This is a genomic window from Romboutsia sp. LXY-2 (assembly GCF_056171995.1).
The window spans coordinates 1-13,351 of record NZ_JBKFGI010000004.1; the positions used below are offsets into that span (position 1 = coordinate 1).

11 protein-coding genes are annotated in these 13,351 nt (G+C 30.5%); 8 read left to right on the forward strand and 3 right to left on the reverse strand.

Annotated elements, in window-relative coordinates:
• Both ACI48P_RS08330 and ACI48P_RS08335 read right to left on the reverse strand, forming a co-directional pair.
• Nucleotides 1-455 (reverse strand): ABC transporter ATP-binding protein (locus ACI48P_RS08330; RefSeq protein ID WP_475215035.1); only part of this gene is annotated, 455 nt, incomplete at its 3' end.
• A 280-nt stretch (nucleotides 456-735) separates the two neighbouring features.
• Nucleotides 736-2,334 carry a peptide chain release factor 3 gene (locus ACI48P_RS08335; RefSeq protein WP_475214838.1) on the reverse strand — a complete coding sequence of 533 codons (1,599 nt, stop codon included), beginning with the start codon at nucleotides 2,332-2,334 and terminating at the stop codon, nucleotides 736-738.
• Nucleotides 2,335-2,622: 288 nt separating this feature from the next.
• On the opposite strand from ACI48P_RS08335, the gene ACI48P_RS08340 reads away from it, so the two are divergent.
• From ACI48P_RS08340 to ACI48P_RS08375, 8 genes are all read left to right on the forward strand, one after another.
• Nucleotides 2,623-2,781 carry a hypothetical protein gene (locus ACI48P_RS08340; protein ID WP_475214839.1) on the forward strand — a complete coding sequence of 53 codons (159 nt, stop codon included), beginning with the start codon at nucleotides 2,623-2,625 and terminating at the stop codon, nucleotides 2,779-2,781.
• A 57-nt stretch (nucleotides 2,782-2,838) separates the two neighbouring features.
• Complete coding sequence (locus ACI48P_RS08345; RefSeq protein ID WP_475214840.1) at nucleotides 2,839-3,012, forward strand: 1-deoxy-D-xylulose-5-phosphate synthase N-terminal domain-containing protein; 174 nt, start codon at nucleotides 2,839-2,841, stop codon at nucleotides 3,010-3,012.
• Between the two features lie 439 nt (nucleotides 3,013-3,451).
• The gene (locus ACI48P_RS08350; protein ID WP_475214841.1) at nucleotides 3,452-4,348 is read left to right on the forward strand and encodes an MYG1 family protein; all 897 of its coding nucleotides are present in this window, start codon (nucleotides 3,452-3,454) and stop codon (nucleotides 4,346-4,348) included.
• Nucleotides 4,349-4,687: 339 nt separating this feature from the next.
• A complete protein-coding gene (locus ACI48P_RS08355; protein ID WP_475214842.1) occupies nucleotides 4,688-6,427 on the forward strand; it encodes an ABC-F family ATP-binding cassette domain-containing protein in 1,740 nt (579 codons plus the stop codon).
• 166 nt (nucleotides 6,428-6,593) lie between these two features.
• Nucleotides 6,594-7,130: a dihydrofolate reductase family protein gene (locus ACI48P_RS08360; protein ID WP_475214843.1), complete on the forward strand. Its 537-nt coding sequence runs from the start codon at nucleotides 6,594-6,596 to the stop codon at nucleotides 7,128-7,130.
• A gap of 249 nt (nucleotides 7,131-7,379) precedes the next feature.
• A complete protein-coding gene (locus tag ACI48P_RS08365) occupies nucleotides 7,380-8,381 on the forward strand; it encodes a hypothetical protein (RefSeq protein ID WP_475214844.1) in 1,002 nt (333 codons plus the stop codon).
• A 143-nt stretch (nucleotides 8,382-8,524) separates the two neighbouring features.
• On the forward strand, nucleotides 8,525-9,427 hold the full coding sequence (locus ACI48P_RS08370) for a radical SAM protein (protein ID WP_475214845.1): 903 nt from the start codon (nucleotides 8,525-8,527) through the stop codon (nucleotides 9,425-9,427).
• A 13-nt stretch (nucleotides 9,428-9,440) separates the two neighbouring features.
• Nucleotides 9,441-10,694: a coproporphyrinogen-III oxidase family protein gene (locus tag ACI48P_RS08375; RefSeq protein WP_475214846.1), complete on the forward strand. Its 1,254-nt coding sequence runs from the start codon at nucleotides 9,441-9,443 to the stop codon at nucleotides 10,692-10,694.
• A gap of 193 nt (nucleotides 10,695-10,887) precedes the next feature.
• Here the strand turns inward: ACI48P_RS08375 and katG are convergent, their stop codons facing one another.
• A complete protein-coding gene (katG, locus tag ACI48P_RS08380; RefSeq protein WP_475214847.1) occupies nucleotides 10,888-13,134 on the reverse strand; it encodes a catalase/peroxidase HPI in 2,247 nt (748 codons plus the stop codon).
• Nucleotides 13,135-13,351 lie beyond the last annotated feature (217 nt).

Consider the following 13,351-nt stretch of genomic DNA (forward strand, 5'->3'; position numbering starts at 1 on the left):
TCAAGTAAAAGCACATCAGGATTTACGGCAAGAGTACGAATAAGTGCAACTCTTTGTCTCATACCTCCTGATAGTTCTTTTGGATACATGTTTCTATATTCCCATAGACCGTAAGTTTTGAGCAAGTTTTCTACTCGCTCTATAGCTTTTGGGTCTTTGTTATTTTGTATTTCAAGGCCGATAGTTATATTGTCCATTATATTTCGCCACTCTAGTAGATGGTCTTTTTGAAACATATATCCGATATTTCCATTTATTATTACATCACCACTAGTTGGTTTTAGTAGTTTTGTTAGTATATTTAGGATTGTTGATTTTCCTGAGCCTGATGGGCCAAGTAGGGTTAGGATTTGTCCTTCGTTAAGTGTAAAGTTGATGTCTTTTAGAACTTCAAGTTCGCCGTCTTTTGTGTAAAAGGTCTGACATAAGTCAGTGACTTTTACAATTTCACTCATGTGAGTCACCTCCAGGAAGTTTTGTACTATATATTATTGTATTGAGATGGAAAGTAATTTGTACCAAATTTAAGTGTATAATTTATAGCGTATATAGGCTAATTAGTTATTTATTAGAATGTACACATCCTAGGTATCACAATTTAATAATAAATTTTCCTAGTGATGATAAATTTAAATTTAAAATTGAAAAGTATTTGAAATATAAAATATTATTAATACATATAAATATTAATCCCCCTATGTCTAATACAGACTTAGGGGGATTAATATTAATTTCTTATAAAGAAGTTTCTTTCAAAACTATACCTTCATTTCTTTCAGTTAAAGTTCTAATAGTCCATTCATTTTGGAATAACACTACAGGATTTCTATCTTTATCTTCAACTAGTAATGTATCCATTGGCATTGAAAGCTTACCATATTTAGAAATATCATTCTCAATCCAACGTACATGGCAGTAAGGTAGTGGGTTCATTATTATATCAACACCATATTCTTGTTTTAGACGATATTCTAAAACTTCAAACTGAAGAACACCAACAACACCGACAATAAGCTCTTCCATACCAAAATTAGGTTGATTGAATACCTGTATAGCACCTTCTTCTGATAACTGTGTAAGACCTTTTACAAATTGCTTTCTTTTAAGGGCATTCTTAGTAGATAATCTAGCAAAATGTTCAGGCGCAAATTGTGGTATACCAGTGTATTGTAAATTTGATTGTTTTTCACTTAATGTATCACCGATATTAAATATACCTGGGTCATGTATACCTATAATATCACCTGGATAAGCTGTATCAATTATAACACGGTCTTGAGCTACAAACTGTTGAGGTTGTGAAAGCTTAACTTTCTTTTTTCTTTGAACATGATTTACTGTCATACCCTTTTCGAATTTACCAGAGCAAATTCTAAGAAACGCAATTCTATCTCGATGATTTTTATCCATATTAGCTTGAATTTTGAATATAAATCCTGAGAAATTGTCTGACGCAGGATCAATATCACCTAAGTTACTGCTACGAGGACTTGGTGATGATGTTATTTCTAGGAATGACTCTAAAAATGGCTCTACACCAAAGTTAGTAAGGGCACTTCCGAAAAATACAGGTGTTAATTCACCACTTAATATTGTGTCTAAATCAAAATTATCTCCAGCAATATCTAAAAGTTCTACATCCTCTAGTAGTTTTTCATGAAGGGCATCACCAAGTAAAGTCTTGAATTTCTCATCAGAAACTTCTCCAGTTATAGAATTAGCAATAGCTTGTCCATGATTACCATCATTAAATACTTCAACTTGATTTTTATGACGGTTATATACACCTTTAAATTCTTTACCAGAACCAATTGGCCAGTTTACTGGACAAGAACGAATTCCTAAGACATTTTCAATATCTTCAAGTAATTCAAATGGATCTTTTCCTTGACGGTCCATTTTATTGATAAAAGTGAAAATTGGTATTCCTCTCATTTTACAAACTTGGAATAATTTCTTTGTCTGATCCTCAACCCCTTTAGCAGAGTCAATAACCATTACTGCACTGTCTGCCGCCATAAGGGTTCTGTAAGTATCCTCACTGAAATCTTGGTGCCCTGGAGTGTCAAGTATGTTTATGCAAAAGTTATTATATTCAAATTGAAGAACACTTGATGCAACAGATATACCTCTTTGTTTTTCAATTTCCATCCAGTCAGATACTGCATGTTTTTGAGATCTTCTAGATTTAACTGATCCTGCTTCACGAATTGCACCACCATATAATAGAAACTTTTCAGTTAATGTAGTTTTTCCTGCATCGGGATGGGAAATGATTGCAAAAGTTCTTCTTCTTTTAACTTCATCAATCAAGCTTAAATTTTGTTCTGTCATTTTTAATCATCCTTTATTTTATTTTTATTATTATCAAAATATAAACAATTATATTTATTAACAGTTTTAAAATGGAAATAATTTTCTATGTATTATAAAAAACTATAATCCTATTGATATTATAACTTTATTGTAAAACTGTCAATGATAATGGAGAAATATATAGTTTATGAACAGATAATTAACATAAATAATTTTACTCTGTGAGACGATTATTGTATTTGTACGACTATGAAGATTAAAGTAGAATAATAGGGGAAAACTCTCTATGACAATTGCGTGAATAAATTGACAGTCAGGTATTACGTAAATAGAATAACAGATTCACTTATTTTGAGTGAAGAATCACTTTATCATCGTATAGGGGAAGAGGTTAGAGACGGATTGGACTTTGAAAGAGCATGGAAAATGCTTACAATAAATCTTGCAAAAATGATGGGAATTTAATATATAAAGCATAAGTAAAATGAAATGAATTTATTATCTACAGAAATCAGGGAGATATTGATAAGTAAAGTTAGTACGACAGGAGGACACTTTGGTCTAAACTTAGTTAAGGTAGAAGCAACTATAACTCTTCATTATATATTTAACTCACCAGTAGGTAAGTTTGTATACGATGTGTTGCACCAATCATATGCATGTAAATACTTACAGGAAGAAAAGAAAATATCGTAGCAATAATAGGTCTTGTATCGTTCTCCCATTTAGGAAATAAAGTATAATTTAAATTAAAATCTTCAGGAATAAATGCTACACTAATAAATCCAAAATTCATAACAGGTGTAGATGAAGAGTTATTAAGTAAGTTAAAATAAAACCACAAATTAGTAATAATATTAGAGGATGGCATACTTGATGGTGGATTTGGTGAGATGATATCATTTCGTTTGATAAGTTTTATGATGATGCTTTGGTTGATAGATAACGGTGTCACATCTATATGGAGGAGAAAACATTAATAAAAAACAAAAAATTGATTCATTAAATAAACAATGGTACCATTTAAATATATTCCCTAGAAATTTTATTAACATAATAAAAAACTATTTGATAAAAATAGTAAGTAAACGAAAAATAACAATACTTTTATATCAGAAAGAAGAGGTACATAAAAATGAAAAAAATGGCAGTTCATAACGGCATATTTCATGCAGATGATGTATTCGGCGTAGCACTTATGCAATCTATATATGAAGATTTAGAAATAATAAGAACAAGAGACGAAAGTAAATTACAAGAATGTGATATTGTATCTGATGTAGGAAATGGAAAGTATGATCATCACCATGTTGATAAGAAAAAAAGAGAAAACGGAATACCTTACTGTGGATTTGGTTTACTATGGCAAGATTTTGCATTAGATTATATAAATAAAAAATTCCCAGAATTAACAGACACAAGCGAGCAACAAGGAGTAGTTGAAAAGGTAGATACTATATTTATTCAACAAATTGATGCACAAGATAATGGTGTAGATGTTATGACTAGCCAAGTTCCAGTTATGACACTTTGTGATATCATAAATACTTTTATACCTACTCGAGGAGGGGAAGTAGAGTTAGAAGAAGGCTTCTTTGAAGCAGTAGCTTTTGCAAAACAAATATTATATAAAACAACAAAGATATACGCAGATAACTATGATAACCAAAGACTGGTTAAAGATGAACTTGAAAAACAAAATGTAGAGCAGTCTCATATTTTAATATTAGAAAAGTCAGTTCCATGGAAAGATACTGTAATTGAAATTGATGAAAAAGAACATGTACTATTCGTAGTATATCAAGATATAACAGGATCATGGTGTACTCAAACAGTGCCTAAAGAAGCAAATAGTTTTGTTGCTAGAAAGAATCTACCAAAAACATGGGGTGGATTAAGAGAAGACGAATTATCAAATCACACTGGTATAAAAGAGTGTATATTCTGCCATCCAGCACTATTTATATGTGGTAATAAAACAAGAGAAGGTGCTATAGCAATGGCACAAAAAGCTGTTGAAGAAAATTTATAAAAATTTAATATGCTTTCTGTATATATTACAGAGAAATAAAGAGGGTATTATCTAACATAAGAAGATAATACCTTTTTAAATATCGTGAATAATATCTCCTAGTAGGAAATAATACTCATTTTTACATATGAATATTAGTAAAATTAAATAACTTTAAAATAGTAATCAACACATCCACTAAAATATAAAACGATTGAAAAATGTCGAAAAAAATGTTATGATATCAACAGTAAATCCAAAAAAATGTCGTTAATACATATATAATCAAATCAATTGATTATATATTGAAGAGCTTATATTTATAGGCTTTTTTTTACGCATAAAGAGAGGTAAAATCATATGATAAAAATAGACAGCATGTCCTACTCATTTCCGCAAAAAGACCTATACAACAATATTTCATTTACATTAGAAGAAGGTCAACACTGTGCATTTATAGGAGCAAGTGGTAGCGGAAAAAGTACACTAATAGATATAATTATGGACCCAGAAAGATACGTTTATGATGGTAAATTAGAAATGGATCCAAGCTGTAAAATCGGGTATGTAAGCCAGTTTTCACAGAGAGATAAAAGTAAAGAAACTACAGTATTCGAATATATAGCAGAAGAATTTATAAAGCTACAAGAAAAAATCGCATCTATATGTACTGAAATGGAAACATCATCAGACATTGATACTTTACTAGAAAATTACCAAGAAGCTTTAGATGCATTTGATGCAATAGATGGTGATGATTATGAAAGCAACATAAATAAAAAATTAAATCTTGCAAACCTAAGTAAGCATAAAGATAAAATGATATCTGAACTTAGTGGTGGGGAGTTTAAGCTTATACAAGTAATAAAAGAAATGTTAAATAATCCTGACTTAATGGTTATGGACGAGCCAGATGTATTTTTAGATTTTGAAAACTTAAATGCTCTTAAAAATCTAATTAACTCTCACAAAAAAACAATATTAGTTATTACTCATAATAGATTCTTACTAAATCATTGCTTTAACAAGATTATACATCTTGAAAATACAGAGCTTCAAGAGTTTGATGGGAGATACATTGATTATAATCTATCGCTACTTCAAACTAAAATTGAATTACAAGAATTATCAGCTGCTGATGATGAAGAAATAGCAAAAAATGAGATAAGAATAGAAAGATTAAGAGAAAGGGCAACTTATAATGCAGAAGCATCTAACGGTAGAGCATTAAAAGCTAGAGTTAAAATACAAGAAAGATTAGAGGCTCGTAGAATAAAAGCTCCATTCGTAGATATAAAGAAACCTTACATTAGATTAACTACTGATAATGAAATAGAAGAAACTGTTGCCTTAAAAGTTAAAGATCTTAGTATAGCATTTGATGAAGTGCTTTTAAAAAATGTTAACTTTGAGATTAAGTCTAATGATAAAGTAGCTATTGTTGGTACAAATGGTGTTGGGAAAACGACTTTATTAAAATCAATATATATAAATAATAATGACTCTATTGAAATAAATAATAATATTGAAGTTGCATATTTATCACAGATGCAAGGTGAGGTATTAAATGAGTCTAATACTATACTTCAAGAGTTTTACGACGCAGGATTTGAAACTTACGGGGAGATTAGGTCATATATATCAAAATATGGTTTTGGATCAGAGTTCATTAAACAAAAGATAGAATCTTTATCTGGAGGAGAAAAGAATATTCTACAACTAGCTAAGGTTTCATCTAGTAAAGCTAATATGTTGCTTTTTGATGAGCCGACTAGCCACCTAGATACTTATTCTCAAATGGCACTTGAGGAAGCTATAGAAGATTATAATGGTGCTGTTTTAATGATATCTCATGATTATCAGTTTATAAGTAATTGTATGGATTATGTTTTATTGATTGAAGATAAGACTATTAGAAAAGTTAGTATGAAAAAGTTTAGAAGAATGATTTATGCTAACCACTTTGATAAAGATTATTTAGAAATAGAAGAAAAGAAAAAGACTGTTGAAACAAAAATTGCAAGGGCTTTAATAAATATGGATTTTGAATTAGCAAGAACTTTATCACAGGAGTTAGAAGAACTTATTAAGTTATTCTAATTACTGCGTTATTCACAATAATAAGCTACAACCCCCTTCAAGTTGATAGATTAAATTACAAAATATATCAACTTGAAGGGGGTATTTTAAGTTGAATCTTATAATATAAGGGTATAAAAGAAGAAAACGAGATAAAATATAGATATTACATATGGAGGATTAATATATGAATGGAAAAATAATATTAAATTTAGCAATAAGTTTAGATGGATATATAGCAGATGAAAATGGTGGATATGAGTGGATAGCTGGCGATAGTAATTCTTCATTAGATACTGATAACAAATGGGATCATGGCAAGTTTTTAGAAGATATTGATGTTGTGGTTATGGGAAGGAATTGTTATGATCAAGGAATGCATAAAGACTATGAAGGTAAAGATGTTTATATAGCTACTTCTAAAGAGATGGAGGATTATGAAAACTACCACTTTGTAGGTGAAGATATATGTAAGATTATATGTGACTTAAGAGCTGACGGTAAAAATATATATTTATTCGGTGGTGGAGTTCTGATTGATAGCTTTTTAAAAAATGATATTATCGATGAATATATTATAGGAATAATACCTACTATTTTAGGAAAGGGTAGAAAGTTATTTTTAGAAAATAATCCAAAGATTGATTTATCACTTCAGTATTATGCAGTTGAAGATGGAATAGTTATTATGAAATATTCTAAAAAAATAAGTAGGGAATCTTAGTGTGGGAATGTTTTCCTATTTATATTAACTATAATTATTATAACTAATTATAAAACTTTTTTGTGAATTTTAATAGTTAAGTATAACTTACGAGAAAGATAAGTATAAATTTTAGTATAGTATTTAAATAGTTATAAAAGGAGGTTATTATTAAATTGCTGTTATCAAAGAATTTGATGATATCAAAGTAGAAGTTGCTTTTGAATTAAACCTATTTTCAAGTACTAAGCTAAGGGGGAACTATATAGAGTGATGATTTTGAAAAAGAAGTACATATATTTAGTTATTATAGTAATAACTTTAACTGCTATAGCTTTTAACATAAAAAACATTAACAATAAAATGAGTTCCAAAAGTAATATAATAATGGGTGGGAGAGAAGTTATTATATCCTGTGAAAATGATAAAGAGGATGTTGAAGTAGAAGATATAGATTATAGCAAAGATTATGATAGGTTTTTTAGACCATCAAAATTACCAATATTAAATACTAACACTATTAGCTTTGATTATAATAAAAGTAACCCTAAGGATATAAACATATCAAAAGAACTTCTAAAAACCTCAGAAGAAGCAATAATAAATTATTTTTCAACTCTAAGAGAAGCAGCAAACCCAACATCAACATCAGAGTCTTACACAGGATGTGGAACTTTAGGAGAGGCTAAAGAACCTTATCCCTATGCATATAACTATTTCACAAAAACTTATAAAGAAAAACATACATACAAAAGCTTCATAAAATCTTTTGAAGATATACTACATATTAATTTAATAAAACTAGATGAAGTACAAACAGATAAAGAACATCCAAATGATGTGAAATATTTTATAGAATTAGAAACAATACAAGGCTCACCAAAAGGTATGGGAATGTTTGCATACTATTATGGATATGTATATCTAGCTGAGGAAGACGGAGTTTATAAAATAAGTGATATAGAATATAGTGGAGAAAATTATCTATGTGCACCATATCATAGCTGGAAATGGGATGCTGTGCTTTCTACAGATATTAGGTATGGAGATTGGTGTAAGCTTATAAAGGAAAAGCACCCTATAGAGCTGGATGGATATAAAAAGAAGGTAAAGTTTTTAGGAACTGATGGAAATGAGTATATGATACTGTATTATCAGCTAACTAATGGCTATGATATAGAGATAGCTCAGTTTAGAATGGGTAAAGATGGAAAATGGTTAAATATTAACTTAGATCCTACTAAATGTTTAAAAGACCATGCTAATAAATAGTTAGCGTGGTCTTTTTAGGTATAAAAATATTTGGGTATAAAACCATTGAGAGCGAGTTATTATGTTTTATTAACATCGCTTATATTTAGGGATTTTGTTATAATATATATAAAATATAAGAGATAGTTAAAAGGGGGGTGTCTATGAAGATAAGTTATTTGACAAAGCTTTCGTTATTTGGGGTTAGTACCATTTTATTTAGAAGAAAGAAACCTATCTTAGGCACTATTATACTGACAGATAAATGTAATCTTCAGTGTAAACATTGTGCAGTTAATAATATTACTGGTAAAATTCATCCATATAGGACGATTAAAGAGGAAATGACAATTCTATACAATCAGGGAATTAGAATATTGTTCTTTTGTGGAGGAGAAACTTTTTTATGGCAAGATAGTGGATATGAGTTAAGAGACCTTGTAATAGAAGCTAAAGAGATGGGTTTTTTAATAGTTAACATAGTTACGAATGGAACGCTTAAGATTGATTTACCAGAGGCAGATCTTATCTTGTTAAGCATAGACGGAGGAAGAGAGTGCCACAATGAAATACGAGGAGATACTTACGATAATATATTATCTAATGTAGAAGAAGCTACATCAGACAATATTTGTTTGTATATGGCTATAAATCAGATTAACAAAAAAGGTATAAGAAATACTTGCACCCTTGCTAGAGATAGTAAAAATATTAGGGCAGTATCTTTTAATTTCCATACACCTTACCCAGGAACAGAGTATTTAAGCTTAACACCTGAAGATAAAGAAGCATGTTGCAATGAGATTGAGACTTTAATGAAAGAGGGATACCCTATATTCAATTTAAAGAGTGCTTTTCCTTATTTAATAAACAATAACTTTAAAGTACCTTGCTATCAATGTGTAGTTATGGAAAATGGTAAAGAGTCTATTTGTGGAAGATGTATTGATATACCAGGATTATGTGATAAGTGTGGTTATTTTTTTGTGGCAGAATATACGTTGTTATTTGGAGGAAATATAAAAGTTATTTGGGAGATGGTAACTACTTATACTAAATATATTTAAGGGGGAATGGCTAATGTTACTTACATCAATGATGAGAATTTATTTGACACGCTCTTTAAAGCCTTTTACATTTGAGGGAAAATATGAAAATAAGCTAGAATTCGAAAACTTGCAGGACTTAGGCCTTTATGTACATATTCCATTTTGTAGGTCTTTGTGTTCATTTTGTCCTTATTGTAAAGTAATATATGACAAAGACTTAGCCTTGAAATATAAGGAAGCACTTCTTCAGGAAATTGAACTAGTAGGAAAAACAGACAATAAAAAGAAGAAGGTAACAAGTCTTTACTTTGGGGGAGGAACTCCAACTTTGATGATAGATAGTTTGGAAGAAATTATCTGTAGGCTAGGTGAGTACTTTGAAATTACAGATGGAATAGGTGTTGAGCTTCATCCTGAGGATATTACATATTCTAATTTAGAAAAGCTAAAGAAAATTGGTATTACTATGGTTAGTTTGGGGATGCAATCCTTTGATGAAAGTTGTTTAAAAAAGATTGGTAGAAGTAGTGTAGACTTTAAAGAGAAGCTAAAAATAGTAAGAGAGGCAAATTTTAAAGTAGTAGATATTGATTTGATATTTGCTATACCAGGTCAGACTGAGATGATTTTGAAAAATGATATTTATACAGCTTTTGAATATGGAGCTACACAGATTTCTACATATCCATTTATTGATTTTACTTTTGCAAATAATGCTTATAAACCTTTATCACATAGTACAAAAAAGGAGATGCTTAAATATTTAAGTAATTTATGTGAAGAAATGGGTGTGGAACGTAGCTCTGTATGGACTTTTGCCAAGAAGAATACTGATAAATATTCTTCTATTACTAGAGATACTTTTTTAGGATTTGGAGTATCAGCAACTACCCTTTTAAAGGATAAATTTAAGGTTAATACCTTTTCTATTGAGGAGTATATAAAACGAGTAGAAGAAGAAAAACTTCCAACATCCTTGACTCTAGATTTTACACCTAGACAACGAGCTGTATATTATCTATTTTGGAGTGCTTATAGTATGAAAATAGATAGTGAAAAATTTGAAAATATAGTAGGGAAGTCTCTAAAGGATATGTATGGATTTGAGTTTTGGATTGCTGAGAAGTTAGGGTATGTAAAGAAAAATGGAAATATTTATGAACTTAGTGATAAAGCATCTTACTACTATCATTATATTGAGCAGGTGTATACTACGGAATATATTGATAAAATGTGGAATATCTCTAGAAACATAGCATTTCCTGAGAAAGTCATACTTAGTTGACTTATTGTGGATATATGAAAATTATATCAGAATGAATTCTACTGGATAATTATTTAAGTTAAAATTTAAAAAATTAAATATTATTATAGTTATAATAACTAGTAAAAAATGATAGCGTGGTAGTAGTGAATTCTCACTAAACCTTTGCTATCATTTTTCCTTCATAAAGATATTAAGTTATTCAATATATAGACTAACAGTTACAGTGACGTCCTTGCTTACTGTTTAAATCTGCATCAAAACGATCTGCATTCATTACTTTATTCCAAGCAGAGACAAAGTCCTTTATAAATTTAATCTCAGAGTCTTTACTTGCATATACTTCTGCAATAGCACGAAGTTGAGAATTAGATCCGAAGATAAGGTCAGCTCGAGTTCCCATCCACTTTAATTTTTTTGTAGATCTGTCTCGTCCCTCAAATATTTGTTCATTAGAAGAAGTAGGCTCCCATACAGTATCCATATCTAAAAGATTTATAAAGAAATCATTTGAAAGAGATTCTGGTTTATATGTAAAAACACCAAGTTGAGATTGTTTATGGTTTGCATTTAATACACGCATACCACCTAATAAAGCAGTCATTTCAGGAGCAGTTAAAGTTAAAAGTTGTGAACGGTCAATTAATAATTCCTCAGGACGACTTGAGTAATCTGATTTAAGATAGTTTCTAAATCCATCTGCTTTTGGCTCAAGTACGGCAAATGAATTAATATCAGTTTCTTCTTGTAATGCATCACTACGTCCAGCAGTGAAAGGTACGGTAATTTTATAGCCGGATTTTCTTGCGGCTTGTTCAATGCCTACACATCCAGAAAGAACAATTATATCTGCTAAAGATACCTTCTTAGGTTTTACTTGAGATAGATCATTTCCTTTTGTCTGTAAAGAGTTAAAGTCTGACTGTATTTTTTCAAGAACTTGTAAAACTTTATTTAACTTTTCAGGTTCATTAACTTCCCAAGAATTTTGTGGTTCAAGGCGAATTCTAGCACCATTTGCGCCACCGCGTTTATCAGAGCATCTAAAAGTTGATGCAGATGCCCAAGCTGTAGTTACAAGTTCAGGTACTGACAATCGAGACTCTGAGATTTTCTTTTTAAGATACTCAATATCATCTTTATTAATTAATTTATAGTCAACTTCAGGTATAGGGTCTTGCCATATAAGTTTTTCTGTAGGAACTTCTGGACCAAGATATCTAGAAATTGGACCCATATCACGATGTGTTAATTTGAACCAAGCACGTGCAAAGTCATTAGTGAATTTATCAGGATTATTTAGATAGTCTTTAGCAATTTTATTATATACAGGATCATAGAGAATACCTAAATCAGCTGTTGTCATCATAGGTCGATGCTTTATTGATGGGTCATGTGCATCTATTATCATATCTTTGTCATCCACATCTTTAGCCAACCACTGATAGGCACCAGCAGGACTCTTAACTAACTCCCATTGGTATTTAAACAACATTTCAAAATATCCCATAGTCCACTTTGTAGGATTTGGTTTCCAAGCTCCCTCAATACCGCTACTGATAGTATCAATACCTTTACCACTTTTATAACTATTTTTCCAACCAAGACCTTGTTGTTCAATGCTAGCAGCTTCAGGTGCAGGCCCAACATATGTTGCAGGAGCGGCTCCGTGACATTTACCAAATGTATGACCACCAGCTATAAGTGCAACAGTTTCTTCGTCATTCATAGCCATGCGTGAAAATGTCTCTCTAATATCTTTTGCAGAGCCCATTGGATCAGGTTTTCCATCAGGTCCTTCTGGATTTACATAAATTAATCCCATTTGTACAGCTGCAAGAGGATTTTCAAATGTATCATTATTATAGTTTTTATTATTTCCAAGCCACTGAGTTTGTGAACCCCAGTATATTTCTTGTGGCTCCCAAACATCCTCACGTCCACCACCAAATCCAAAGGTCTTAAGTCCCATTGACTCAAGGGCACAATTACCAGTTAATATCATAAGATCTGCCCAAGAAATTTTATTACCATATTTTTGTTTAATTGGCCAAATTAATCGACGAGCTTTATCTAAATTAACATTATCAGGCCAACTATTTAATGGTGGAAACCTTTGGAGTCCATCTCCTGCACCACCTCGACCATCACCTATTCTGTATGTTCCTGCACTATGCCATGCCATACGAATAAATAGTGGTCCATAGTGACCAAAGTCTGCTGGCCACCAATCCTTTGAATCTGTCATCAAATCATATAAGTCTTGTTTTAGTGCATAATAATCAAGTTTTTCAAATTCTTTAGCATAATCAAATTTACATCCCATTGGATTACTTAAGTTTGAGTTTTGATGAAGAATGTTTAGGTTTAGTAGGTTAGGCCACCAATCCTTATTTGTTGCTCCTACTCCTGATACAGAGTTCATGGTTCTTCCAGTAACGGGGCATCTCATTTCTCTCATGTGATAGTAAACCTCCTTTACTTTATTTATGATTTTAATGTAAGTAATAAATTAATAATTGATACTTTATAAAATTCAAATTTAAACTCTTTAAGTACAATATATTTCATTAAATAATATGTAATTAGATTTTTGAATATGCAAAGGATATTTGTGTTTAGTATAGAAATTAGGTTTACAAGATTACAGCTTTGTTTTAATATGAAGTGTATATACT

Coding starts and splice junctions, on each gene's coding strand:
- ACI48P_RS08370 (WP_475214845.1), top strand. CDS start 8,525: ATGAAGATAAGTTATTTGACAAAGCTTTCGTTATTTGGGGTTAGTACC.
- ACI48P_RS08360 (WP_475214843.1), top strand. CDS start 6,594: ATGAATGGAAAAATAATATTAAATTTAGCAATAAGTTTAGATGGATAT.
- ACI48P_RS08375 (WP_475214846.1), top strand. CDS start 9,441: ATGTTACTTACATCAATGATGAGAATTTATTTGACACGCTCTTTAAAG.
- ACI48P_RS08335 (WP_475214838.1), bottom strand. CDS start 2,334: ATGACAGAACAAAATTTAAGCTTGATTGATGAAGTTAAAAGAAGAAGA.
- ACI48P_RS08355 (WP_475214842.1), top strand. CDS start 4,688: ATGATAAAAATAGACAGCATGTCCTACTCATTTCCGCAAAAAGACCTA.
- katG (WP_475214847.1), bottom strand. CDS start 13,134: ATGAGAGAAATGAGATGCCCCGTTACTGGAAGAACCATGAACTCTGTA.
- ACI48P_RS08350 (WP_475214841.1), top strand. CDS start 3,452: ATGAAAAAAATGGCAGTTCATAACGGCATATTTCATGCAGATGATGTA.